The organism is Burkholderia sp. RS01, assembly GCF_039748055.1.
Taxonomy (GTDB): Bacteria; Actinomycetota; Actinomycetes; order Actinomycetales; family Micrococcaceae; genus Arthrobacter.
The window spans coordinates 70,969-95,748 of the sequence record NZ_JBDLAK010000003.1; the positions used below are offsets into that span (position 1 = coordinate 70,969).

The 24,780-nt window shown below is 65.4% G+C and carries 20 protein-coding genes; 15 read left to right on the plus strand and 5 right to left on the minus strand.

Annotation, left to right across the window (positions count from 1 at the left end; all coding sequences use genetic code 11):
* Positions 1-234: 234 nt before the first annotated feature.
* The 10 genes from ABFP37_RS04130 to ABFP37_RS04175 all read left to right on the plus strand — a co-directional run bounded on the left by ABFP37_RS04130 (position 235) and on the right by ABFP37_RS04175 (position 12,535).
* Positions 235-1,524, plus strand: a complete 1,290-nt coding sequence (locus ABFP37_RS04130) for a nucleotide sugar dehydrogenase (RefSeq protein ID WP_078028011.1) — start codon at positions 235-237, stop codon at positions 1,522-1,524.
* Positions 1,525-1,587: 63 nt separating this feature from the next.
* On the plus strand, positions 1,588-2,187 hold the full coding sequence (locus ABFP37_RS04135) for an acyltransferase (RefSeq protein WP_078028010.1): 600 nt from the start codon (positions 1,588-1,590) through the stop codon (positions 2,185-2,187).
* On the plus strand, positions 2,184-3,275 hold the full coding sequence (locus ABFP37_RS04140) for a DegT/DnrJ/EryC1/StrS family aminotransferase (protein ID WP_347032814.1): 1,092 nt from the start codon (positions 2,184-2,186) through the stop codon (positions 3,273-3,275). The genes ABFP37_RS04135 and ABFP37_RS04140 overlap by 4 nt, the downstream gene beginning before the upstream one ends.
* Positions 3,275-4,270: a Gfo/Idh/MocA family oxidoreductase gene (locus tag ABFP37_RS04145; RefSeq protein WP_347032815.1), complete on the plus strand. Its 996-nt coding sequence runs from the start codon at positions 3,275-3,277 to the stop codon at positions 4,268-4,270. The genes ABFP37_RS04140 and ABFP37_RS04145 overlap by 1 nt, the downstream gene beginning before the upstream one ends.
* On the plus strand, positions 4,267-5,445 hold the full coding sequence (locus ABFP37_RS04150; protein WP_347032816.1) for a glycosyltransferase family 4 protein: 1,179 nt from the start codon (positions 4,267-4,269) through the stop codon (positions 5,443-5,445). The genes ABFP37_RS04145 and ABFP37_RS04150 overlap by 4 nt, the downstream gene beginning before the upstream one ends.
* 173 nt (positions 5,446-5,618) lie before the next feature.
* Positions 5,619-6,803, plus strand: a complete 1,185-nt coding sequence (glf, locus tag ABFP37_RS04155) for a UDP-galactopyranose mutase (protein WP_078028006.1) — start codon at positions 5,619-5,621, stop codon at positions 6,801-6,803.
* Entirely contained in the window at positions 6,800-8,830 is a 2,031-nt protein-coding gene (locus ABFP37_RS04160; protein ID WP_347032817.1) for a glycosyltransferase, read from the plus strand. The genes glf and ABFP37_RS04160 overlap by 4 nt, the downstream gene beginning before the upstream one ends.
* Positions 8,827-9,732, plus strand: coding sequence for an ABC transporter permease (locus ABFP37_RS04165; protein ID WP_139362785.1), 906 nt, complete (start codon positions 8,827-8,829; stop codon positions 9,730-9,732). Before ABFP37_RS04160 ends, ABFP37_RS04165 begins: the two co-directional genes overlap by 4 nt.
* On the plus strand, positions 9,732-10,460 hold the full coding sequence (locus ABFP37_RS04170) for an ABC transporter ATP-binding protein (RefSeq protein ID WP_078028004.1): 729 nt from the start codon (positions 9,732-9,734) through the stop codon (positions 10,458-10,460). The genes ABFP37_RS04165 and ABFP37_RS04170 overlap by 1 nt, the downstream gene beginning before the upstream one ends.
* An 83-nt stretch (positions 10,461-10,543) precedes the next feature.
* Positions 10,544-12,535 carry a DUF6541 family protein gene (locus ABFP37_RS04175; protein WP_078028003.1) on the plus strand — a complete coding sequence of 664 codons (1,992 nt, stop codon included), beginning with the start codon at positions 10,544-10,546 and terminating at the stop codon, positions 12,533-12,535.
* A gap of 122 nt (positions 12,536-12,657) precedes the next feature.
* Here the strand turns inward: ABFP37_RS04175 and wecB are convergent, their stop codons facing one another.
* Positions 12,658-13,722 carry a UDP-N-acetylglucosamine 2-epimerase (non-hydrolyzing) gene (gene wecB / locus ABFP37_RS04180; protein ID WP_078028002.1) on the minus strand — a complete coding sequence of 355 codons (1,065 nt, stop codon included), beginning with the start codon at positions 13,720-13,722 and terminating at the stop codon, positions 12,658-12,660.
* Positions 13,723-13,834: 112 nt separating this feature from the next.
* On the opposite strand from wecB, the gene ABFP37_RS04185 reads away from it, so the two are divergent.
* Both ABFP37_RS04185 and ABFP37_RS04190 read left to right on the plus strand, forming a co-directional pair.
* Complete coding sequence (locus ABFP37_RS04185; protein ID WP_347032904.1) at positions 13,835-14,953, plus strand: glycosyltransferase family 4 protein; 1,119 nt, start codon at positions 13,835-13,837, stop codon at positions 14,951-14,953.
* Between the two features lie 12 nt (positions 14,954-14,965).
* On the plus strand, positions 14,966-16,069 hold the full coding sequence (locus ABFP37_RS04190) for a glycosyltransferase family 2 protein (RefSeq protein ID WP_347032818.1): 1,104 nt from the start codon (positions 14,966-14,968) through the stop codon (positions 16,067-16,069).
* A gap of 79 nt (positions 16,070-16,148) precedes the next feature.
* Here the strand turns inward: ABFP37_RS04190 and ABFP37_RS04195 are convergent, their stop codons facing one another.
* The 4 genes from ABFP37_RS04195 to ABFP37_RS04210 form a co-directional block, all read right to left on the minus strand.
* On the minus strand, positions 16,149-17,252 hold the full coding sequence (locus ABFP37_RS04195) for a glycosyltransferase family 2 protein (protein ID WP_347032819.1): 1,104 nt from the start codon (positions 17,250-17,252) through the stop codon (positions 16,149-16,151).
* Positions 17,249-19,036, minus strand: coding sequence for an ABC transporter ATP-binding protein (locus ABFP37_RS04200; RefSeq protein ID WP_347032820.1), 1,788 nt, complete (start codon positions 19,034-19,036; stop codon positions 17,249-17,251). Before ABFP37_RS04200 ends, ABFP37_RS04195 begins: the two co-directional genes overlap by 4 nt.
* A gap of 135 nt (positions 19,037-19,171) precedes the next feature.
* A complete protein-coding gene (locus ABFP37_RS04205; RefSeq protein WP_347032821.1) occupies positions 19,172-20,191 on the minus strand; it encodes a hypothetical protein in 1,020 nt (339 codons plus the stop codon).
* 112 nt (positions 20,192-20,303) lie between these two features.
* On the minus strand, positions 20,304-22,421 hold the full coding sequence (locus ABFP37_RS04210) for an acyltransferase family protein (protein ID WP_347032822.1): 2,118 nt from the start codon (positions 22,419-22,421) through the stop codon (positions 20,304-20,306).
* Positions 22,422-22,620: 199 nt separating this feature from the next.
* Between ABFP37_RS04210 and ABFP37_RS04215 the strand changes: the two genes are divergently transcribed.
* The 3 genes from ABFP37_RS04215 to ABFP37_RS04225 are packed head-to-tail and all read left to right on the plus strand — an operon-like array spanning position 22,621 to position 24,768.
* On the plus strand, positions 22,621-23,259 hold the full coding sequence (locus ABFP37_RS04215; RefSeq protein ID WP_078027996.1) for a glycosyltransferase family 2 protein: 639 nt from the start codon (positions 22,621-22,623) through the stop codon (positions 23,257-23,259).
* Positions 23,260-23,263: 4 nt separating this feature from the next.
* Positions 23,264-23,674 carry a DUF2304 domain-containing protein gene (locus ABFP37_RS04220; RefSeq protein ID WP_078027995.1) on the plus strand — a complete coding sequence of 137 codons (411 nt, stop codon included), beginning with the start codon at positions 23,264-23,266 and terminating at the stop codon, positions 23,672-23,674.
* Positions 23,671-24,768, plus strand: a complete 1,098-nt coding sequence (locus ABFP37_RS04225; protein WP_347032823.1) for an acyltransferase family protein — start codon at positions 23,671-23,673, stop codon at positions 24,766-24,768. The genes ABFP37_RS04220 and ABFP37_RS04225 overlap by 4 nt, the downstream gene beginning before the upstream one ends.
* Positions 24,769-24,780: the final 12 nt, after the last annotated feature.

Genomic DNA, 24,780 nt, shown 5'->3' on the forward strand with positions numbered 1-24,780 from the left:
TCCTCCGTTCTTCGGCCAACTTGTGCCCCACGCTAACGCCGCCGCTGCCGGGACGGCGCGCCTGGATCCGGCTATGTGGATAACCGTGCGGAGCACCTCGCTGCAGCCAGCGGGCCCTGGCGACGGGGAGTAGCGGAGTCGGCGGAAGGACTGGACAGCGGATAGTGTTAAGCAAAACCGGGTGCGGCGGCGTGGTTGCCGCCTGCCAGTCATGAGAGAAAAGGCACCAGAATCGTGAAGATTGCTGTAATTGCGTTGGGGAAAATCGGGCTGCCGCTGGCTGTCCAGTTTGCTTCCAAGGGCCATGACGTTGTCGGCGTCGACGTCAACCAGCAGGTAGTGGAGCTCATCAACGCCGGCACGGAGCCGTTCCCCGGTGAAGCCCACCTGCAGGAGAAGCTCTCGGAGCTCGTGCCGGCAGGAAAACTCCGCGCCACCACGGATTACGCCGACGCCGTGCCCGGCGCGGACGCCGTCGTGCTCGTTGTGCCGCTGTTCGTTGACGCCGACGCGAAGCCTGACTTTGGCTGGATGGACGGTGCCACGGCTGAACTGGCCAAACACCTGACGCCCGGAACCCTCGTGTCCTATGAGACAACCCTGCCGGTCGGAACCACCCGCACCCGCTGGAAGCCTGCCCTCGAGGCCGGCTCCGGGCTGGTCGAGGGCCGGGATTTCCACCTCGTCTTTTCCCCGGAACGCGTCCTGACCGGCCGCGTGTTCGAGGATCTGCGCAAGTACCCCAAGCTCGTCGGCGGCCTGTCCGAAGCGGGTGCGGCGAAGGCTGTTGAGTTCTATGAATCCGTGCTGGACTTCGATGAACGTGCCGACCTCCGCAGGCCGAACGGAGTCTGGGACCTGGGCTCCGCGGAGGCGTCCGAGCTGGCCAAGCTGGCCGAGACCACGTACCGGGACGTCAACATCGGGCTGGCGAACCAGTTCGCGCGGTTCGCTGCCACGGCCGGCATCGACATCTACCAGGTCATCGAAGCCTCCAATTCCCAGCCCTACAGCCACATCCACCAGCCGGGCATCGCCGTCGGCGGCCACTGCATCCCCGTGTACCCGCGCCTCTACCTCTGGAATGACCCCGAGGCGACCGTCGTCCGCGCCGCCCGCGCTGCCAATGCCGACATGCCGGACTACACGGTGGGACTCCTCGAAGGCGCGTACGGTGACCTCACCGGCGCCCGCGTGGTCGTGCTGGGTGCGGCGTACCGCGGCGGCGTGAAGGAGACAGCGTTCTCCGGCGTCTTTGACGCCGTGACGTCGCTGGAAAAGCGCGGTGCCGAGGTGTCGGTTCACGACCCGCTGTACACGGACGCGGAACTGGACAAGCTCGGGTTCGCGGCCTACCACCTTGGCGAGCCCGTTGATGCGGCCGTCGTCCAGGCCGACCACGCCGAGTACAGGGAATTGTCGCCCGCTGACCTGCCGGGCATCAAAGCGTTTATTGACGGCCGTCGCGTGAGCTCAGCTGACCGGTGGGACGGGATCACCTACCGCGTCATTGGCAAGGCCTGACACCGCCTTGCTGCCGCAGCCCCCGCTGGCCGCGGCGCCGGCACTCTTGAGAGGAACCAAACTATGACGACGACCATTGCTCCCAGCGCCGACGTTTCGGACCAGGCAATACTCGGCGAGGGCACGAAGGTCTGGCACCTTGCCCAGGTGCGCGAACGGGCCAACCTTGGCGAGAACTGCATCGTGGGCCGCGGCGCGTACGTTGGCACAGGCGTACAGATCGGTGAGAACACGAAGATCCAGAACTACGCCCTGGTCTACGAACCGGCCAAGCTCGGCAAAGGGGTTTTCATCGGCCCGGCCGTGGTGCTGACCAATGACACCTACCCGCGGTCCGTCAGCCCGGACGGCTCGCTGAAGAGCGCCCATGACTGGACCCCCGTTGGCGTCACCATCGAAGACGGCGCCTCGATCGGTGCGCGGGCCGTGTGCGTTGCGCCGCTGACTGTCGGGCGCTGGGCAACGGTTGCGGCCGGCGCCGTGGTCACCAAGGACGTTCCGGCGTTTGCCCTGGTAGCGGGCGTTCCTGCACGCCGACTGGGTTGGGTCGGGAAGGCAGGCGAACCGCTGCGGCAGGAGGGCGACTTCTGGGTCTGCCCTGCCACCGGCGCCAAGTACATTGAAGACGGAAATTCCCTGAAAGAATCTGAGGAGAACGCATGAGCTACGACTTTATTCCTGCCGCGAAGCCGATCATCGGTGACGACGAGCGGGCCGCCGTCGACGCCGTTCTGGCAACAGGAATGCTCGCCCAAGGCACGCAGGTCGCGGAATTCGAGAAGGAGTTCTCTGACGTCCTCCTGGACGGCCGCTCCTCCGTAGCTGTGAACTCCGGCACCTCCGGACTGCACCTGGGCCTTCTTGCCTCCGGCGTCGGACCTGGCGACGAAGTCATCGTTCCCTCCTTCACTTTTGCCGCAACCGGCAACTCAGTCGCGCTCACCGGTGCCACCCCCGTGTTTGCCGACATCGAGCTGGACCACTACACGCTCGACGTGGACCACGTGGCCTCCCTCATCACGGACAAGACCAAGGGCATCATGCCGGTCCACCTCTACGGCCACCCGTTCGACGTCGAAGGCTTCACCAAGCTCGCTGAAGAACGCGGCATCGACCTCTACGAGGACGCCGCCCAGGCCCACGGTGCCAGCTTCAAGGGCAAGAAGGTCGGAACGTTCGGCAAGTTCGCCATGTTCAGCCTTTACCCGACCAAGAACATGACCTCCGGCGAGGGCGGCATGGTCTCCACCCCGGACGCCACCGTGGAACGGAACCTGCGGCTCCTGCGGAACCAGGGCATGGAGAAGCAGTACGAAAACGAGCTGGTCGGCTTCAACGCCCGGATGACGGACCTGCACGCCTCGATCGGGCGCGTGCAGCTGAAGAAGGTCCTGGGCTGGACGGAACAGCGCCAGCAGAATGCCGCGTTCCTGACGGACAACCTTGAGGGTGTGGGCACGCCCACGGTCGCCGAAGGCGCCTCGCACGTCTACCACCAGTACACGATCCGCGTCACCGAGGACCGCGACGGCCTGGCGAAGGCCCTACGCGAGGAGTACAACATCGGCACCGGCGTCTACTACCCGGTCCCCAACCACCGTCTTCCGTCGTTCAACCGCACGGAGGACCTGCCCAACACCGAAACGGCCGCGAAGGAAGTCCTCTCCCTGCCGGTCCACCCGTCACTGAGCCAGGCTGACCTGGAACGCATCGTCACGGCGGTCAACAAGCTCGTCCAGGCAGGCGCCTGATGGGGAACCTTCGCGTTGGCCTGATCGGCCTGGGAATGATGGGCCGTCACCACGCCCGCGTGATCCGGGAGCTCGACGGCGTTGACTTGGTGGCCGTTGCGGACTCCTACGGGGATCCCCACGGAGTTGCCGGCCCGCTGAGCGTGCTGTCTTCCGTTGAGGAACTCATCGCCGTGGGCATCGACATGGCAGTCGTTGCCGTGCCCACCGGACTTCACGAGGAAGTGGGGCTCGCCCTCGCCGAAGCCGGTGTCCACACGCTGGTTGAAAAGCCCATCGCCTCGAGCACCGAAGCGGGCCAGCGGCTGGTTGATGCGTTTGCAGCCAAAGGGCTTGTCGGAGCCGTCGGCCACATCGAACGGTTCAACCCCGCGCTGCAGTCCCTTCGCAAACGGATTGAGGCCGGCGAGCTCGGCGAGGTCTACCAAATCGCCACCCGGCGCCAGGGGCCGTTCCCGGCCCGCATCGCCGACGTCGGCGTGGTCAAGGACCTCGGCACGCACGACATCGATCTGACGGCCTGGCTGGCCCAGAGCCGGTTCCAGTCGATTTTTGCCCACATCACCACCCGCAGCGGCCGCCCGCACGAGGACATGGTCGCGGCAACGGGACACCTCGAAAACGGCGTGATCACCAACCACCTGGTCAACTGGCTCTCCCCGATGAAGGAACGCCTGACGATTGTCACCGGTGAGAAGGGCGCCTTCGTGGCCGACACCATCACCGCAGACCTGACGTTCTTCGAGAACGGCACCGTCGCCACTGAGTGGGAATCGATGGCCGCGTTCCGGGGTGTCTCGGAAGGCAACGTCACCCGCCTTGCGATCCCCAAGCCCGAACCGCTGCGGACCGAACACGAAGCCTTCCGGGACGCCGTCCTCGGGCTGCGCAGCGACGTGGTCACCATGCAGGAAGGGCTCGACACCCTGCGGGTTGCCGAAGCCGTGCTGGAATCCGCCACGAGCCGGCAGATCGTGGAGATTGCCGCTTCGTGACTGACAAGAGACCCCTCAAGGTCACCGTAGCCTCGCGGCTGTTCACCCCCGAGGTGGGCGCGGCATCATTCAGGCTGCAGGCGCTGGTGGACGGACTCGTGGCACAGGACGCGGAGGTCAGTGTTTTGACCACGCGGCCGCCACACGGTTCGCCGGTTTTCACGGCGCCGTACAAGCTTTCCCGGTGGCCGGTGCTTCGCGACGCGGGCGGCAACGTCCGGGGCTACGTGCAGTACATGAGCTTCGATCTGCCGGCATTCTTCCGCCTGCTGTTCTCGCCGGCGGATGTCGTCGTCTCCGAACCGCCTCCCACCACGGGGGTGATGGTGGCCCTGAGTTCGGCGCTCCGGCGCAGGCCGTTCGTGTACTACGCCGCCGACATCTGGACCGAAGCACTGTCCGCCACGGACGTGCCGGGCATTGTCATCCGCGTGATGCGGGCTGCCGAAGGCTTCGCGCTGCGCCGCGCCGCCAAGGTGATCGCCATTTCCGACGCTGTGGCGGAGAAGGTAGGGGAGTTCGGCGTCCCCGCGGACCGTGTTGTTGTTGTCGGAAACGGCATCGACACCTCCGTCTTCGGCCCGGCCGGCGAGTCAGCCGGGACGGGCGATCCGTACTTCGTGTACACCGGAACCATGTCCGAGTGGCAGGGGGCCGACATCTTCATCCGTGCGCTGCCGGCGGTGTTGGCCGAGCACCCCGGCGCCAGCATCCGGTTCTTCGGGCAGGGGTCCGATGAGCCTCATCTGCGGGAACTCGCGGCGCAGACGGCTCCCGGCCGCGTTCACTTCGGCGGAGTCATTCCGCCGGCAGAGGCGGCGCAGTGGATCCGCGGGGCATCGGGGGCGCTGGTCAGCATCAAGCCGGGCCAGGGCTACGACTTTGCGAAACCGACCAAGATCTATGCGGCGGCCGGGTGCGGAACCCCCGTGATCTTCGCCGGGACCGGAGAAGGCGCGGCACTCGTCGCCGACAACGGACTCGGCGAAGCGGCAAAGTACGACGTCGACAGCGTTGCCGGAGCCATGCGCCGGGTCCTGGACGCTCGGCACAATGGCGACGACGACGGCAGCCGGGATGCCAGGGCCGGCTGGGTTGAGCGCCACGCGTCGCTGGCTAACTCCGGTCAGCATGCTGCCGCCGCAGTTCTGGCGGTGGCGCAGTCCGGGCGCTAAGGGTGGCCCGTGAAGCGCCGGCGGGTTGATTTTCCAGCGGCCGCACGGGCCCCGGAGCCTCTCGGCAAGCGCCCTGAAGCCACCCCGGAATGCGTGACAAATTTCAAGTTCGGGTAGTCTAGACCCGGCAGATAGGGCTGTCTATGCCTGCCACCAAAACACACAGGAGAGTTGTGAACGCTGATCTCGTCGTAGTCGGTTCGGGTTTTTTTGGCCTGACAATCGCGGAACGCGCCGCCACGGAGCTTGGACTTAAGGTTGCCGTCCTGGACCGCCGGCACCACATCGGTGGGAACGCGTACAGCGAAAATGAAGCCAAAACAGGCATCGAAGTCCACCGCTACGGAGCCCACCTCTTCCACACCTCGAACGAGCGGGTCTGGGAATACGTGAACCGCTTCACGGCATTCACGAACTACCAGCACAAGGTTTACACCAGCCACAAGGGCGAGGTGTACCAGATGCCCATCAACCTCGGCACCATCAACCAGTTCTTCCGGGCCTCGATGGGGCCGGCGGAAGCACGGGCGCTGATCCAGGAACAGGCCGGGGAGCTGGCGGGCACTGACCCGCAGAACCTGAACGACAAAGGCATCCAGCTGATCGGCCGTCCCCTCTACGAGGCGTTTATCAAGTACTACACCGGCAAGCAGTGGCAGACGGACCCGAAGGACCTCCCGGCGGAGATCATTTCCCGCCTCCCGGTCCGCTATAACTACGACAACCGGTACTTCAACGACACCTATGAAGGCCTGCCGGTGGACGGTTACACCGCGTGGATTGAACGCATGGCCGACCACCCCAACATTGAGGTTCACCTCAACACCGATTTCTTCGACGGCGGCGAGTTCGGTCAGGCGTCGGTGCGCGGCCAGGTTCCCGTCATCTACACGGGACCGGTTGACCGCTACTTCAACTACGCCGAAGGTGACCTCTCCTGGCGCACCATCGACCTCGAGGAGGAGGTCCTTCCCGTGGAGGACTTCCAGGGCTGCGCCGTAATGAACTACCCGGACGAAGAAGTCCCCTATACCCGGATCCACGAGTTCCGGCATTTCCACCCCGAACGTGACTACACGAAGGACGCCACGGTGATCATGCGGGAGTTCTCCCGTTTCGCCGAGAAGGGTGACGAGCCGTACTACCCCGTGAACACCGCCGTCGACCGTTCGAAGCTGCTGGCCTACCGGGACCTGGCCCGTGACGAGGATTCAGTGCTGTTCGGTGGCCGGCTGGGCACCTACAAGTACCTTGACATGCACATGGCCATCGGATCGGCCCTGAGCATGTTTGACAACAAGATCAAGCCGCACTTCAGCGGCGGGGCGAAGCTGGAAAGCGGAGGAGTAGACGCATGAGCGTAGCGACAGAATTCCGGCAAGAAACCGGGTCCGGCACCGGCGACACCGTCTGGAAGACAGTTCACCGTGTGGTCTTCCCGGTTGACGGCGACACCGACACCCTTCCGCTGTATGTGGACTTCGACGCCGCGCGCCGCGTCGTCGAAACGCAGGACGCGGGCTCCAAGCGGGCGGCGGCAGCACCGGTGGTAGCTGCCCAGCGCAGCGAACTCCGCGCGGACTTCATCCTTGACCGCCGCCAGCTGTCACTCCCTGCGCACCGCCGGGTTTCTTTCGGAACGTATTTCAATGCGTTCCCCGCCAGCTATTGGCGCGCCCACACGGACGTTCAGAAGGTCCGGCTCAGCATTGAAGTGGATGCCGAAGTAACGGTCATTGTCTACAAGTCCAGCCCCCGGGGCAGCTCAAACCGTGTCCAGAGCATGCATGCCACCGGCGGTGCCACCGCGACCTGCGAGCTGCCGCTGACCAACTTCGCCGACGGCGGGTGGTACTGGTTCGACCTCGTCGCGCACGGCAAAGACGTGACCCTGAAGCAGGCTGACTGGTCGGTTCCCGAACCCGAAGGCTTCACCCCGGGCACGCTCTCCATTGCGGTCACAACGTTCAACCGCCCGGATTACTGCGTCAAGCACCTGCGCACGTTCGCCGAGTCGGAAGACCTGGTGGCAGTCATGGACCGCCTCATCGTCACCGATCAGGGTACCCAGAAAGTCCGTGACGAGCCCGGCTTCGAAGAAGCCGCGGCTGTCCTCGGTGACAAGTTCAAGCTCATTGAGCAGGGCAACCTGGGCGGTTCCGGCGGCTTCGCCCGCGGAATGCACGAGTCTGTGGAGGACGGCCTGAGCAAGTACGTCATGCTCCTGGACGACGACGTCGTGGTGGAAACTGAGGGTGTGCTCCGCGCCGTCAACTTCGCTGACTTCACCCGCAGCGCCACCATCGTGGGCGGACACATGTTCAATCTCTTTGAGCGTTCGGTGATCCACAACTTCGGCGAGGGCATCAACGAGTACCGGTTCCAGTATGAGCCGATCGGGGAAGGGCAGATCGCCCACGATTTCGCCTCCGGCAACCTTCGCACCACACCCTGGATGCACCGCCGTATCGACGTCGACTACAACGGCTGGTGGATGTGCCTGATCCCGACGTCGATCATCAGGGAGATCGGGCTTGCACTGCCGGTCTTCATCAAGTGGGACGACGTCGAGTACGGCATCCGGGCCAAGGCCAACGGGTACACCACTGTGAGCCTTCCGGGGGCGGCCGTATGGCACATGCCCTGGACCGAGAAGGACGACACCATTGACTGGCAGGCCTATTTCCACCAGCGCAACCGGTGGGTCGCGGCCATGCTCTACTCGCAGTACGAAAAGGGCGGCCGGCTGCCCATCGAGAGCTTCCTCCAGGACGTCCGGCATCTGCTCTCGCTGCAGTACTCGGCTGTAGAGCTGCGCAACCGTGCCCTTCAGGACCTGCTCGACGGTCCCTCCCACCTGCACCGGACAATTGGCGGCAAGCTCCCCGAGATCCGCCAGGTCCGTTCGGGTTTCCCGGATGCCCAGGTCACCAAGGACATCACGGAGTTTCCCCCGGTCAAGAGGGTGCACCTGCCGAAGTTCGGCATGGTTCCGTCCCGCCCCAAGAACTTCGCGCAGACCATCTCCAGTGCCATGTCCGGCGCCCTTCGCCAGCTGCGCAGCGTCAACACCGCAGCGTCGCAGAACCCCGAGGCCGTTGTGCCTGCGGCGGATGCCCGCTGGTGGCGGCTGTCCCACCTGGATTCGGCCATCGTCTCGGCGTCTGACGGGACGGGCGCATCCTGGTACCGCCGGGACAACGTCCGCTTCCGCAAGCAGCTGCTTCGCAGCCTGACGCTGCACGCCCGTGTGCTGGCGCGCTGGGACGAGCTTTCGGCGTCCTACAAGAAAGAACTGCCCAACTTCACGTCGCCGGAAGCCTGGCTCAAGACGTTTGAGTCCATGACCGACTCCGCGCCCGATCAACGGAAATCCAATCAGTGACTAGCGGACACACCTCCCCGACGCACCAGGATGCCGCGCGTGCCCTGGTGGTACCGGGAACCGGGAACGGGCTTGCCGATGTGTTCCGGTCCCGGTTCCTCCTGAAGCTCCTGGTCCGCAAGGAACTCAGGATCAGGTACCGGGGGTCAGTGCTGGGACTGCTCTGGACCTACGTCAAACCCGGGGTTCAGTTCGTTGCGTTCTACGTTGCCCTCGGCGTCTTCCTGGGGCTTGAACAGAGCCCGAGCAACAGGGGCGGTTTGCCGAACTACGCCGTGTACCTGTTCTCCGGGATTATCCTGGTGAACTTTTTCACCGAGTCCTTGAGCACGGCGACGCGCTCGATCGTCAACAACAGCGGCCTGATCAACAAGATCTATCTGCCCCGTGAGCTGTTCCCGGTCTCATCGGTGTGGGTGTCTGCGGTGCATTTCCTGCCGCAGATGTTCGTGTTGGTGATCGCCTGCCTTTTCAGCGGCTGGCGCCCGGGACTCCTTGAGGCGTACAGCGCCGTTGCGGGCTTCCTGATCATTGCCCTGCTTGCCACCGGACTGGGGCTCTTCTTCGGGGCCGTGAACGTATATTTCCGGGACTCGGAGAATTTTGTGGACCTCCTGCTGATGGTGGCCACCTGGGTTTCGCCGGTGCTGTATTCGTGGCACATGGTCCAGGCCAAGGCGGGGGACCTCTGGTTTTCCGTGTACCAGCTCAACCCGATCACGATCGCCGTCGAGTCGTTCCACCACGCGTTTTGGCTGCCCACGACGTCCGGGGCGGAAGGCAGCCCGCCGAACCTGGTCACGCTGTGGATCCCGGTGGGCCTGCTGGTGTCGCTGCTCATTCTGTTCCTCGGCCAGTGGACCTTCCGCAGGCTCGAAGGCCGTTTCGCGCAGGAGCTGTGATGACTACCGCCATAGAAATACGCAACATCAACAAGCAGTTTGTCCTGCGGCACACCAGGTCACTCAAGGAAGCCCTCGTGTGGCTGATGCGCGGCCGCAAGGGTGACCTCTCCAAGAAGTTCCACGCCCTCCGGGACCTTTCGATCGACGTCGAGCACGGTGAGACGGTGGCGCTCTTGGGCCTCAACGGCTCCGGCAAATCGACGCTGCTGAAGCACATTTCCGGGGTCATGCTGCCCGATTCGGGCACGGTCCGCACCGGCGGCCGGGTAGCAGGGCTGATTGAGGTGGGTGCGGGATTCCATCCTGACCTCTCAGGACGGGACAACGTCTACCTCAACGGCGCCATCCTCGGCATGACCGAAGCGCAGATCAAGGAAAAGTTCGACTCGATTGTCGAGTTTGCCGAGATCGGCGAGTTCATTGACACCGAAGTGAAGTTCTATTCCTCCGGCATGTACCTCCGGCTGGCGTTTTCCGTTGCAGTCCACACGGACCCGGACGTCTTCCTGGTCGACGAGATCCTGGCCGTGGGCGACGAACCCTTCCAGAAGAAGTGCCTGGCAAAGATCAAGGAACTGGCGGCAGCGGGAAAAACGCTGATCGTCGTCAGCCATGACCTCGACCTGGTCGCCCACGTGTGTGAACGCGGAATCCTGCTGGAACATGGCTCGGTTGTGATGGACGGCCCCGTGGGCCACGTCATCAGCCGGCTGCGGAACCGCTAAAGCAACTGCACTACTCGCGAACGACCCCCCCGGGGCACACCGGCGACAACCGGACCGCCCCTGCTCAAACTCTTGGAGGAAATGTGTCCTGGCTGTCCACACTGCCGGCTCTGCTCGTTGCCGTGGCTGTGGTGCTGCTCCCGGGCGCCGCAGTGGCCTGGTCCATGGGCTTGCGGCGCTCGAGCCTGCTCGGGTTCGCGCCGCTCTTCTCGCTCTCCATCACCGGCGTCGCTGCCGTCCTTGCTCCGTTCGTAGGGATCAGCTGGAATATCTGGGTGGTCTTGGCGGCCACGTTGCTGGTGTCGGCCGCGGCTTACGCGGCAACCCGCACAGCCTGGGTGCGCAGGCAGATCACGGCAACCGAGGTTCGCGACAGCTGGGCAGTCCTGGGGGCGACTGCCGCCGCCATCGCCGTCGGCGGATTCCTGACGGCCCGTCGTGTCATCCAGCTGGTAGGCGCCCCGGACAACATTTCCCAGCGCTATGACAACGTCTTTCACCTGAACGCCGTCCGCTTCGTCCTGGACACGGGCAACGCATCTTCGCTGAATCTCGGCAGCATGGCCGGCGGAACCGGCGGACTGTCCTCCGTCTACCCGGCCGAGTGGCATTCCCTGGCCGCGCTGGTCACGCAGCTGACGGGTGCGGCCGTTCCGGTCTCTGTCAACGTGGTGAACCTTGTGGCATCTGCCGTCATCTGGCCCATCTCTCTGGTTTTCCTGACGAGGGTGGTCGTCGGCCCCAGGCCCATCGGCCTCCTGGCGGCAGGGGTGGCGTCGGCGGGCCTCATGGCGTTCCCGTACCTCCTGCTGGTCTGGGGACCCCTCTTTCCCAATCTCCTTTCGGTGAGTGCCCTGCCTGCCGGCATCGCGGCCGTGATCCTCGTGTGCAAACTGGCCCCGACACTTCCGGTGCCGACGGTTCGCGCGCTGCCCGCATTGGTGCTGGGAATTCCGGGCCTTGCGCTGTCCCACATGAGCGCGGTCAACGCGCTGCTCGCCTTCAGCGCCCCTATCCTCGTCTGGAAATTGGCCGTCCACGTTCGCGGACAGATCCGCAACAAGGCCTCCCTCGCACGGTTCGCCGTGACGGCCGCTGTGACGGTCGCCAGTGTGGTCGTTGCACTACTTGCATGGCAGAAGCTCCGGCCGGGCGCCTACAACGGATGGGCCGCCCACCAGACAGTTGCAGGATCAGTTGGAGAAGTCCTGGCGAATGCACCGATGAAGACTGACGTGGCGCTGGCGATCTCCGTGCTGGCGCTGATCGGAATGGTTCGGATCATCCGGCAGCGGACCCAGATCTGGCTGTTGGGCTGCTATTTTGTGGCAGGGTTCCTCTACGTGGTCGACGCCGGATTCAAGGCCGGGTGGGCCAGGGCATTCTTCACCGGCACGTGGTACCAAGACACGAACCGGCTCGCGGCGTATCTGCCGATATTCACCGTGGTGCTCGCTGCTGTGGGCATGCTGGCCGTCGCGGACGTCGCCAAGGCGGCGTTCGGGGGCATTGTGTCAAGGATGCCCCGAAACGCCGTGGCCGGAGCGCGCCCTGCCGCTGTTGCCGGCCTGGCGGGGACCGTCATTGCCGTTGTGGTGCTTGCCTGGGCCACGCAGACCGGTCCGGTCCGCGACTACGTCGCGTCCGGCCAGGTGTTTTATGAGCGCGATACCAAGGATTCCATTCTGTCCTCGGATGAGTACGTGCTCTTGGCCCGCATGGGTTCCGAGGTGCCCCAGGACGCGGTCATCGCGGTGAATCCGTGGAACGGCGGAGCCCTGGCCTATGCCTTTGCGGACCGCAAGGTGCTGGAATTCCACATGGGCCAGCGGGAAACGAAAAGCATGCGGGTTGTTGCTGAGGCCCTCGCTAAGGCCGATTCGTCCGCCCGCGTCTGCGATGCCGTGCGCGAGACGAAAGTATCCTATGCGCTGGACTTCGGCCAGCAATACCTGCTGAACCACCCGTCCAGCAGGACCTACCCGGGCCTCCAGAACCTGGAGTCATCCAAGGCTGTTCAGCTCGTGGATCAGCAGGGAACCGCCAAGCTGTACAAAGTGGTGGCCTGCAGCTAGTCCGGGAACGCAGCCAGGCCAGGAACAGGAAAAGACCTCCGGCGCCGCCAGCTTGATAGCTGCGGGTGCCGGAGGTCTTTTCGTTGCCAGTCCTTGGCCGTGGCCAACGGGCCCGAGCGGGATTAGCTTCCGAACGCCTGAAGCAGGGCAGCCACCGTACGCTCGGCCGCATGGCCGTCACCGTAGGGCGTTGCGTCCGTTGCGGCCGGCGCCGGCCGCCGTACGGTATCGGCGAGGATGCTCAGGTCCTTGCTGACCAGCACGTTCCAACCCAGCTCAACGGTCTCCACCCATTCCGTTTCCGGCCGGATGGTAGTGCAAGGCGTGCGCAGCAGGAAGGCTTCCTTCTGGAGTCCGCCGGAGTCGGTGATGACGCCCGCGCTGTTCCGCACGGCGTTGACAAGCTGCGGGTAGGCCAGCGGAGCTGCCACCCGGACCGATCCCTGCTCCAGGTCGAGCCCGTGCTTGGCGGCCAGGCTGACGAGCCGCGGGTGTGCCAGCAGGAATACCGGCTTCTCCAGGCTCGCCAGGGAGCTGATGATGGCGGCCAGGCGCTCCGGGGAGTCGGTGTTGTCGGGCCGGTGAATGGTGCAGACGTAGTACTCGCCCGGCGCCGCGTCGACGGGGAGGGGCTGGTCGCCGGCGTCGAGCAGGTCGCGGACTTTGAAGAGCACGTCCGTCATGACGTCGCCGACCAGAACGGTTCTCTCCGCGAGGCCTTCCGTGGCCAGGTGCTTGACGGCCACCTCGGTGGGCGCGAGCAGGAGGTCTGCACTGTGGTCGGTCAGGACGCGGTTGTGCTCTTCGGGCATCCGGCGGTTGAAGGACCGGAGACCGGCCTCGAGGTGTGCCACCGGGATGTGCATCTTGATGGCGGCGATGGCAGCGGCGAGGGTCGAATTGGTGTCGCCGTAGACCAGCACGCAGTCCGGAGCTGATTCCTCCAGGATTGCCTCGAGTCCATGCAGCATGGCACCGGTCTGGGCGCCGTGCTTGCCAGAGCCAACTCCGAGGTTGAAGTCCGGTGCCGGGATCCCAAGATCCCGGAAGAACACATCACTCATGAGTTCGTCATAGTGCTGGCCGGTGTGGGCGATCAGGTGTTCCGCCTGGCCCTCCATTGCCGCCGCGATCGGCGCGAGCTTTACAAACTGGGGACGTGCGCCAACGACGCTGAGAATACGCATGGCTTCTAGTTTAGAGGCAGCCTCCAACTTTTCCGGACTGGCCCCTCCGGTACGATGGATTCGGCGTTGTGCCCGGCATGCGGGCTGCGGTTTACACAGTGAGGTCTTGTCGGTGCGAATTCTTGTGGTTACTACGTGGTTTCCCAGCGAGCAGAGACCGACGGAGGCACCCTTCAACCTGGAGCACGCCAAGGCCATCCAGCGCAGCCACGATGTACAGGTCCTGCATGTGCGGCTGGGGCGTTCGCAGCACCCCGAGACCGGGCAGTATGAAGGCATCCCGGTGACCCGCATCGGCCTGCACCCGCGGCGGCCCCTCACCCTGATCGGCGCCGTGCGGCAGATTTCATCCGCCCTGCGAAGCGCCGACGTCCTGCACACCATGGCGTTCTCCAGTGCCCTCGTCGCGGCATTGCCCTGGTCTCTGCGTCGGCGGCCATGGGTCCATACGGAGCACTGGAACGGCGTCACCAACCCGGAAAGCGTTGGCGGAGTCTGGCCACGGATAGCCTGGCTCAGGCACGTACTCCGCCTGCCCCACCACGTGACGGGAGTGACGCGGCAGCTGGCGGACAGGCTCAGTGAGTTCTCGCGTCCCCAGGCGGCGTCCGTGGTTCCGTGCGTCGTGCCGAACGAGAGGCCGGTGGCACCGTACCCGCCGCTGGATCCCCTGCGGCTGGTGGCCGTCGGCGGTCTCATCCCGCGAAAAAGGCCCTTGCTCGCCGTCCAGACGGTCGCCTGGCTTCGTGGCCAGGGCCACAACGTAGAGCTGGAATGGGCCGGGGACGGTGGCCAGCGGGCCGAGGTAGAGGCACTCATTGCGTCGTCCGGACTGACTCCCTACGTCCGGTTGCTGGGAAACGTTGCCCCGGCGGAAGTTTTCGCCCTCTTCGACCACGCCCATCTGTTTTTCCTGCCGACAGAACAGGAAAACTTCTTTACATCCGCGGCGGAGGCCATGAGTGCCGGGCGCCCCGTCGTTGCCCCGCACGTGGGCGGCTATGACGACTACGCGACGCCGGAAAACAGCCGTCTCGTCGACGACGTGACGCCCGAGTCGCTGGGACAGGCGATTCTGGAGGTTCGGGACCGGTTCCGGAACGAAGAGCCCAGGGTCATTGCCGGGCCGATCCGGCGTCGGTTCTCTCCCGAAACCGTCGCCGGACTCTTTGACGACATCTACACGGACGTCAGCGAACGGAAGGCCGGCGGCGCCCGAATAGCGCAGTGATAGCCTGAGCAAGTGCAAAATACGGGTACAGGGTTTACGCCTGCAGTCGACGTCGTCATAGCCGTACACAGTTCCGGCAGGCCGATCGAGCGGGCAGTGGCCTCAGCCTTTGACGGCGGCCTGGCGGCCAATCAGGACGGCGGAGTCCGCGTCTCCGTTGTCTGCCACAACATAGAAGCCGAAGCAATCCGCAGGCGCCTTCCGGCCGACACCGCAGAGCAGGTGCGCTGGCTCACCTGCCAGGACGGCATTCCCAGCCCTGCGGGCCCGTTCAACGCCGGCATCGCAGCGGCCGACGGCGAGTACGCGTGCATCATGGGGAGCGACGACTACCTGGAATCGGGCGCGCTCGCGCAGTGGCTCACAGTTGCCCGCGACGGCGGCGCCGCCGCAGTCATTGCGCCGCAGCGCCACGCTGACGGCAACAAGATCCGCACCCCTCCCGTCCGAGCCGGACGCAAGAGCCGGCTCGACCCCGTCCGGGACCGGCTGTCCTACCGCACCGCGCCGCTGGGACTCATCAGCACGAAGGAAATCCAGCGCCACAGCCTGGCTTTCACTGCGGGACTCAAGACAGGAGAGGACCAGGAGTTCTCGTCCCGGCTGTGGTTCGGCGGCGGACGGATCGACTACGCCCGGGGCGCCGGCCACTATGTCGTCGGCGCGGACGCGCAGGACCGCGTCACCTACACCCGCCGGCCCGTCACCGACGAACTGTCCTTTGCGACGCGCCTGGTGGCCTCCGACTGGTTCAAGGGGCTCACGGACACCGGCAGGCGGGCCATCGTGGTCAAGCTCCTCAGGGTCCACGTTTTCGGGCTGGTGGGGGTGCGGGCCGACCATGGGGGCTGGTCCGTGGCGGACATGGCGGAACTGGCCGCCGTCGCACGCAGCCTGCTTGCCGCTGCCCCCGGGGCGGCGGATCCGATGGCCATCGCTGACCGCCGCCTGCTCGACACCATTCTTGACCGCCTCGCCGACCCCGCTGCGCTCGTGGCTGCGGCCGCAGCACGGCGTAGGTTCGGCAGGCCCGAAACGCTTTTCGCCCGCGGGATCAGGAACAACCTCAACCCGGAGTCCCCGCTCAGGTTCATCGCGGCGTCGCTGCTCGTCTGAGCCTGGGCGGCCCGCTGCCGCCCGTGGGCCGTCGCGCGCCGTGCCGGCCCGCCGCCGTCGTCCGAGCCCAAACCCGCCGCTACGGGCGAGCCCCGCCAAACAGGGGAGCCGAGTAGAGCTTGGTGCGGATCAGGTGGCGAAGAGTGCTTTCGCGGCGTAGGTTTGCCCACGGCGCGGGCGCCAGGACCTTGCTGACGTACGGCGCCCGCTGATCGGCCTCCAGGGCCTCCCTGATGACTCCGTCTGCAGTGGCTCGTCCCGCGGCGAGAATGAGCCCGCGGTCCGCCACGGAAAACGGCCGCAGATATTTCCCGGAAATGCCGGAGACCTTGCCGATGAACTGCTCCAGCACGGCGAGGTCGGACGGCGTCCATTCCCAGTTCGCCCCGCGCCTCCGGAGAGCGCCCAGCAGATGGACCCTGACCAACTTGACGGCGATGGCTGTCCGCGCGGCAGGACGCAGGCCGCCCAACCAGGCGTCGTCGAGGCCCAGCACAGCCCGGAACTCCTCGGCCAGCGGCAGGACATCCGATGTGACGCGGTCCGACGCGTCGCTGCAGATCACGTAGCTTGGCGCGCCTGCCGGATATTCGATTTTCGCCCCCGAGTACCAGAGGCGCAGCCCGGGATCGAGGTCTTCGCCCGACCGCAGCCCCTCCGTATACGCGATGCCTTCGGATTTGAGGGTCTCGCGGCGGATGAGCCCCAGGGGAGCTGTGGCGTAGGCCAGGCCGTCGCGGACGGGATCCAGGTTGTGCGTCCGCCCGGGACGGACCCGTGGGGTTCGGATGCGGACCTGCCGGTCGGTGAGAAGCGGCGCTGCCACGGCATCCGCGTTCTGCTCATTGAGCGCGTTGTGCCAGGCCTGCAGGGCACCGGTCTCGAAATAGTCGTCAGAGTCCAGCACTGCCACAAACGGCGCCGTGGCGAGGCTCAGCCCGTAGTTCCGCGGACCGGCGGGGGAGTTCCGCTGGTCGTGAAACTCCTCGAACCGGATGGTGCCGTTGGAGGCAGCGCCCACCGTGGGGCTGATCTGGTCGCGGGAGATGTTGTGGCACACCACAGTGACGCGGACCATGCCGCTTGGCATGCCGTCAAAGCAGGAGCGCACGGCGCGGTCCAGCGGACGTTCCGTGGTGTGGACCGGAATGACGACGTCGATCGTCGGCTCTGCCGGCGTCAATTGATGAGTCCCGCCAGGGAGGCCTGATGCGCGAAGTCAGGGACGTTTTCGATCAGCTCGTCGAACGTGCCGCTGGCGGTTACCCGGCCGCCCGTCATGAAGAAAATCTGGTCGGCGTGGCGGATGGTGGACAGCCGGTGGGCGACGAGCAGCACGGTGACCTTACCGTGGAGATCGCGGATGGCCTGGCTGATGGCATCCTCCGTTGCCGTATCGAGGGCGCTCGTGGCCTCGTCCATGACCAGCACCAGCGGATCTGCGTAGAGGGCGCGGGCGATGCCCAGCCGCTGCCGCTGGCCGCCGGACAGCGACAGGCCACGCTCGCCGAGGGCGCTGTCCATGCCGCCGTCGCGCTTTTCCACGACGTCGAGCATCTGGGCTGTCTTCAGTGCTTCCTTCACCCGTTCGCGGTCAACGCTGTCAGTCCAGGTCAGGGCGACGTTCTGCGCGACGGTGGCGTCGAACAGTGATACGTCCTGGGGCACGTAACCGACACGGGAGCGCCAGTCATCCTTCACGGCGCTCAGCGGAATGCCGCCGATCGAAATGGTTCCCCCGGTGGGTTCCACGAGGCCCAGGATGAGGTCCACCAGCGTTGACTTTCCCGCGCCCGACGAACCCACGAATGCGACGGTTGAGCCGAACGGCACCGTGAGGTTGATGTCGCTGAGCGCCGGCGGCGCGTCCGGGGCATACCGGAACGACACATCGCGGAGGTCAAGGCTCGCAGCCGAGACGGCGAGCGTCTCGCCGCTGCGCTCATGCTGCCGGTCCTCGGAGAAGCGCTCGATGGACTTGATGTCGGAGACCACAATGTTCGCGTGCGGGGCGTTGACCGAGGTCTGCGACACGATGGCCTGGAAACGCTGGATGCTGGGGGCCATGCGGAAGCCTGCAAGGGCGAAGATGGCCACCGAGTACATCGCCTGGTTCGTGCCGCCCGCGAGGTATCCCACGAGTCCGACGACGACGAAACCGCCGATGAGCGCGGATTCCAGGACGTAGCGCGGAACGATGCTCAGGAACTGGATGTTGGACCGTGCGCGGGACGTGCTGATGCGGTTCTCGTGGACCACCTGGGCAACTTCGTCCGACTTGTTGCGCAGCGTAATCTCCTTCAGTGCGCCCACCATCTCGGTCAGCAGCTGCGCAACGCGGAACGAGTAGTCGCGGTTGACCCGCCCGGCCACGACCGAACGCCTCGAAACGAAGACGTAGAGGACGCCGCCCACCAGGCCCAGGTAAATCAGGGCCACCGCGGCGGTCAGAGGCTGCGAGACGGCAAGGATGGTGACAACGACGACGAAAGTGAGCACTTCGCCCACCACCGATACCGCAGGCAGCAGGAATCCGGCGATCGTGTTGGCGATGCCCACGTCCGCAATCCGGATGAGGTCCGAAGAGTTCCGCCGGAGGCGTTCGACCCAGGGCGCGGCGAGGTAGGCGTTGAACAGCCGGTCACCCATGGCAAGCTCATATTGCGCAAACCTGCGGGTGGCAAACCATTGCAGGATGACGGCAAACACGCCCTTGAGGACGATGATGAGGCAAATGATGCCCACAACGACAAAAAGGCCCGCGCCGGAGATCTCTACGCCGATGAAGGGGACCTTCCAGCCGGCGCCGTTGATCATGGGCGTCAGCACCAGTGCCAGCAGGCCCATCGCGAAGGCGTCAAAGAGTGATAGCACGCCCAGAAGTACTGAATACAGCTTCAGGAACCCGACGCTCTGCGGCGGCAGGATGCTGACAACGTTCTTGAATGTGGTCAACAGAGCCTTCACCGGCGCTGCTCCTGCGTGGGAATTGGGACGAATCGGGCGGCGTCGCAGCTGGCAGGGGAAGAACTTCGTGGGCTTCGTATCACCATGACATTCTAGCGGGCACCCGCTGGGCCGGACTGAACCCCGGATTGCCGGTCAGCGGCTGCGGTGATCCGCTGCCGAACCGTAGAGGTCTTGGAGGACCGGGATCCACGCGTCCGCGCGGTGGTTCTTGAGCACCCACTGCCGGGCGTCCGTCTGCTCTGCGGCGGTGACGGGGTCCCGCAGTACTTCCCGCGCCTGTTCAGCCAGTTCGAGCGGGGAACCCTGCAGGACGGGTGGAGCTCCTGCCGGCCCCTCCATCTGGCGTCCGGGACACGCAACCACCGGGCCAATGCCCATCGCCTCCAGTTCGCTGACGCCGAGCAGGCCCGTGGATTGCCCCACGACGAGGTCCGCGGACGCGAGGTAAGCAAGGTAGTCCGGATGGCTCATTTTTGGGACCAGCTCAACGCCGAGGGCCTTGGCGGACGCCGCTCCCGGCCCCCAGTCCAGCCCGACGATCTTCGTCGAATCCGGGACGGCCTTGACCAGCAGTTCAGCGAACTCCAGCTGCGTTTCGAGCCCTTTGGAATCGTCCCAGCGGGAGGCGAAAACCACCTTGCGCTGACCGCCCGCCTGCGCCTGGGGCGCCCAGCGGGGGAGAGTCTCGGGGCGGAGGAGCGCCGGCATGTACCGTGCATCGGGACGCGCCGCCAGCGCGTTATCTGCGGTGTCGAGATTTGAGTAGAAAACGGTGTGGGCGCCGTCAATGGCGCGCTGGACCTGATCGCGGGTAGACGGCTCGAGCCACTGCTTGCGGATATCGGTGCCATGCAGATGAAGCAGGTACGGGCGGCGGGGGAGGAAACCGTGCTCCAGCAGTGCGGCCGCCGTCGCGTAGTGGATATGGATCACATCCGAGGTCAACAGCATCTTCAGGTGCCGGGCGACGTACGGCAGCTGGCGCGCCCGCCCGGCTGGCGATGACGTGAACCCTTCCGGCGGGCGGACGTCCGAAGGCGGCACGAAGTTCCAGTGATGGCCCTGCGCGGCTGCCGCCTGGACCAGGGTCAGGGCCACGTTGGCGCAGTCGTTAAAATGCGTTACGCGCGGTTCTCCGGCTGCAGATGTCACTCGAACAGGCCTCCAGTTCAGCAATCCAGTGCACGGCCCGGCGGCCTGCATGACATGACTAGCGTAGCCGCCGGCCGCGCCGATGGGGGCGGCGGGGCCGGCGCCCGCCCGGTCAGGACAGGTGCCCGTCCACGAACGGGGCCAACGCCCGCGAAAACTCCGCGCTGATGTGCGAGTAGTCCCGGTAGACGATCACAGCCCCGAGCTGCGGGTAGCAGAGCTTCGCATCGCAGAATTCATTCCGGAGCGGGATGCGCGTGAATCCGGACGCCTTGAAGGCTGCCGCGGCATGCGTGATGGCGGTTCCTTTGGGGAAGGCATGGTCCACAGTGGTGGCACAGGCGAGCGGATCCCGGCTGTTGGCCGCAAGGCAGGTGGGAACATACTGGCCGTTAGTGCGCGGCACGTCGTCAAAGGCCACCACGCGCTTGCCGGCCGAGAGCAGCCCCTTCCACGCTGTGGTGAAGCCGTCCTGTGCGGGGTCGCGGAGTTCAACGCCGGGCGCCTGCTTGTACGTGTAGGCAGTCGAATAGGCTGCTGTGAACACGGTGGTGACCTTCCGGTCCGTCGCCAGCTTTTCCTGCACTTTCTTTCCCCAGGACCGGCAGTCTGTTTGGTTTCCGTCCGTCGCCTCCGAGGGCAGGACGCGCAACGCCGCTGTCAGGGGGCAGGACGCTTTGGTGAACGTCTTGATGTGCCACTTGTGCCGTTCCGCGAGCACCTCGATCGCCGGCAGCCACGCGGTTGCGTGCGAATCACCCACGAGGGCGACGGTGGCTGTGGCCTGGCGTTCGTCCACGCCGAGGTTGCAGGAGACGAGATCAGTGCCGGAAAGATCGCCCTGGCAACCCTTGTACAGGGGTTCCGTGTTTTGCCGGGCAACCACCGCCGGAGCGGGGTCCGGAAGCCCGGACCCGGTCACCGGGTCGCAGTGGTTGCCGGGGGTGAGTGCCCCCGGCCCGTAGCAGGGGCTGTTCACCTGCGCCGCCTTGCCGTCGCTCCCGGCGAAGGCAAATGACGTCAGCGCAACGGAGAGGCCCAGGACGATGGCCATGCCGGACGCGGCGAACGAATACGCGCGAAGGTTGGTCGACAGGAAGCGGCCGGTGCGCAGCGGGTCTTCCACCGTGATTTTCGTGAGCCAGGACAGGAGGACCACAAGGCCAAGGAGGAGGCACTTGTCCAGCAGGCCGGCGGGCCGGCCCGTGACGTACGGGGCAACGATCAGGATCGGCCAGTGCCACAGGTACAGGGAGTAGGAGATGCCGCCCACAAACGTCATGGCCTTGGATGACAGCCACCAGCGGGCTCCAGCCGGTGTCGCCGTCCCGGACACCATCAGGATCAGCACGGTTCCGCCGACGGGAACGGCGGCGGTCCAGCCGGGGAACGGCGTCGCGGCCGTGAACATGAGGGCCGAACCGGCAATCAGGCCAATGCCCGCCCAGCCCAGGACGGTGGCGAGCCGGCCGTCAAGGGTGCGCTCAACGAGGATCAGGGCAACGAGCGCTCCGGCCGCAAATTCCCAGACACGGGCCGGGGTGACGAAGTACGCCATGGACGGGGCGAGCGCCGTCACCGCCATTGAATAGGCCAGGGAGGCTATCCCCACCGCCGCCAGGCCGGCGATCAGAATCGACCGCGGAGACGTCGTCTTGCCCTTTGAACGGGCGAGCTTCGGAACTATGTACAGCAGGCCGAGCACCAGCAGGGGCCAGAAGACGTAGAACTGCTCCTCGACGGAGAGGGACCAGTAGTGCTGGGCGACGGTCGCGTCATTGTGCTGCGCGGAGTAATCCACCGAATCGCCGGCCAGCACCCAGTTTTGAACGTAGAACGCGCTGGCTGCCAGTTGCCGCGCCGTAACTTCCCAGACTGTTGACGGCACCCACAGGAATGCGGCAAGCAGCGAAGCGATCAGGACAAGGAAGGAAGCAGGCAGCAGCCGGCGGACACGCCTGGCCCAGAATTTCAGCAGGCCGATTGAAGATGTCCGCAGGATCTCCCGGTACATGTGGGACGTGATGAGGTATCCCGAGATGACAAAGAAGATGTCGACGCCCACGTACCCTCCGGTTAACCGGTTCGGCCAGAAGTGGTACAGCACGACGGCTGCCACGGCGATGGCGCGCAAGCCTTGGATCTCCGGGCGGAACGGGGCCTGAGCGGGCCGCTGCTCTGCCGTGCGGAGTCCTGAAGCCGGGTCATTCACGAGGTTAGTTGCAGACACAACAGGCAATTTTACCGTTGAATGCGGCCGGGCCGGTGCGGGGCGGCCCACAGCCGGTCACCGCTCCCGCCGTTCCTGGCTGCCTTCCACACCCTCCAGGCGTCCATACACGAGTCCGTGCCGGGGAGTCCCGCGTGCCCGTCGGCTGCGTGCCCTATGGAATACTTGACGGGTGAGTCGAACCTGGATAGTCATACCCATGTACAACGAAGCGTCCGTCGTCGGTACCGTCATCGAGGGGCTGAGGGAAGAATTCCCCAACGTTGTGTGTGTCGACGACGGCAGCAGTGACGGCTCCCAGGGTGTCGCCCGGGCAGCGGGCGCCGTCGTCGTTCAGCACCCCGTAAACCTGGGTCAGGGGGCCGCGCTCCAGACGGGCATCGAGTATGCGCTCCAGGACCCGGAACTGGATTGCATCATCACCTTCGACGCCGACGGCCAGCACCGCGTCGTGGACGCCCGTGCCATGGCCGACCGAATCCTGTCAGGCGAAGCCGACGTCGTCCTGGGATCCCGCTTCCTCGATGACCGGACAAAGCTGTCGCCCATGAAGCGGCTGGTTCTCCGTACGGCCGCTGTGCAGTCCCGCCTCGCCACCGGCATGGCCCTGACGGATGCGCACAACGGCCTGCGGGCCTTCAGCCCGGGAGTGGCCCGCGGCCTTCACCTGGAGCAGAACCGGATGGCACACGCCTCCGAACTGGTCCACCAGCTTGCCGAGATGAATCCCCGCTGGGTCGAACAGCCGGTCGAAATCGTCTACACCGACTATTCCAAATCCAAAGGCCAGTCCCTGCTGAACTCGGTCAATATCGTTGCTGATCTCTTTTTTAGGTGAAATTGTGCAGATTATTGTCCAGATAGTTCTCGTCCTGGCCGTCGTTATCATGTCGCTGGCGCTGATGCGCGGCGGCTCCAACGCGCGGCACCTCGCCATCCGCCGGATCATGCTGGTCCTGTTCGCCTGCGTAGCAGCGTTTTCCATCTTCTTCCCCGAACTGCTGACCCGGGTGGCACACCTCATGGGCATCGGCCGAGGCACGGACCTGGTCCTTTACGGCCTCGTGGTCAGCTTCCTGGTGTTCATGGCCACGACATACCAGCGCTTCCGTCATATGGAAGCCACGTTGACGAAACTGTCCAGGAGGATCGCCCTTGACGAGGTGGCACTGCCAGGCGCCAGCGATGCACATCAGAGCGGAGATGCCCAGCCTGATCGGCGGCTGACCCCGCCGGCCCACGGGGGACAATGACGTCCGTTCGGGGCGTACCGCTGCAGGCAGGCGCCCGCAGCCCCGAAAGCCCCCGGCAACGGGACTTCGGCCTGGACATCCTCCGGATTGTCAGCATCTGCGGAGTCGTGGCCATTCACGTTTTCGGCCTCCTGGTGGGACGGGCACCCCGCGGCAGCCGGACCTGGTGGATCGCCGTTACCATCGACGTCGCATGGATCTGGGTGGTTCCCGTCTTCGTGATGATTTCCGGAGCGCTCATCCTTGGCTCCCGGCAACTCGCCGATCCCGGGCTTTTCTACCGCAGGCGGGCTGTCAGGCTGGTCCCCGCGCTGATCGCCTGGAACCTCATCTATCTGATCGGTGTGCGGCTGTGGATGCGCGGCGAGGACCTCACCCCGGCGCGTGTCCTGCAGCTCCTCGTGGACGGATCGGTGTTCACCCAGCTGTATTTCCTGTGGCTGATCGCCGGGCTTTATGCCGTGGCGCCCTTGCTGGCCGCTTTCCTTCGCGGCGGAAGCAGGCGCAGGGCCGTTGCCGCCGCCGCAACAATCCTGGCGGCTGCCCTGATCTTCTACATGATGCCGGGAATCCTGAGCCTCTTTGGCGTCTCCCGTCCCATCCAGCTCAACGTCTTTACCCACTGGATGCCGTATGTGGGGTATTTCCTCGCGGGCTACGCCCTCAAGGACGTCCGGCTGGGCGGCTGGAAATTGCTGGCCGCAGGAGCCGCGACGGCCGGGCTCGTGGCAGCTGCCATCTGGCAGTACGGGCACAGGGGATCGCTGCCGGTGCTGGATGCTGCTTTTCCGGTCTCCTACCTGGGGCTGCAGGTTGCGCTGGCTGCCATCGGCGTCTTCGTGGTGGCGCTTTCCCTGTGTGACGGCCTCAAGCTGAAACGGGCGGGGAAGATGACCGTTGCACTGTCCAACGCGACCTTCGGCGTCTTCCTTGTCCACCTCGTCATTTTTGAAGCAATCCGGCTGACCGTTCCGGCGGTGTCTGCCGGAAATTCCCTGGGCGCAATCGCCGGTGCCTATGCCGTGACGCTGGCCGCCAGTTTTGCGGTCTCGCTTGCGGCCAGCCGTATTCCGCTGGTCAAGAACATTTTCTAGCCCCTGCAGATT

Bases quoted from the DNA above. Each gene is read 5' to 3' on its own strand.
- wecB (WP_078028002.1), bottom strand. From the start codon at position 13,722: ATGCGTATTCTCAGCGTCGTTGGCGCACGTCCCCAGTTTGTAAAGCTC.
- ABFP37_RS04215 (WP_078027996.1), top strand. From the start codon at position 22,621: ATGTACAACGAAGCGTCCGTCGTCGGTACCGTCATCGAGGGGCTGAGG.
- ABFP37_RS04145 (WP_347032815.1), top strand. From the start codon at position 3,275: ATGGGGAACCTTCGCGTTGGCCTGATCGGCCTGGGAATGATGGGCCGT.
- ABFP37_RS04225 (WP_347032823.1), top strand. From the start codon at position 23,671: ATGACGTCCGTTCGGGGCGTACCGCTGCAGGCAGGCGCCCGCAGCCCC.
- ABFP37_RS04135 (WP_078028010.1), top strand. From the start codon at position 1,588: ATGACGACGACCATTGCTCCCAGCGCCGACGTTTCGGACCAGGCAATA.
- ABFP37_RS04160 (WP_347032817.1), top strand. From the start codon at position 6,800: ATGAGCGTAGCGACAGAATTCCGGCAAGAAACCGGGTCCGGCACCGGC.
- ABFP37_RS04170 (WP_078028004.1), top strand. From the start codon at position 9,732: ATGACTACCGCCATAGAAATACGCAACATCAACAAGCAGTTTGTCCTG.
- ABFP37_RS04140 (WP_347032814.1), top strand. From the start codon at position 2,184: ATGAGCTACGACTTTATTCCTGCCGCGAAGCCGATCATCGGTGACGAC.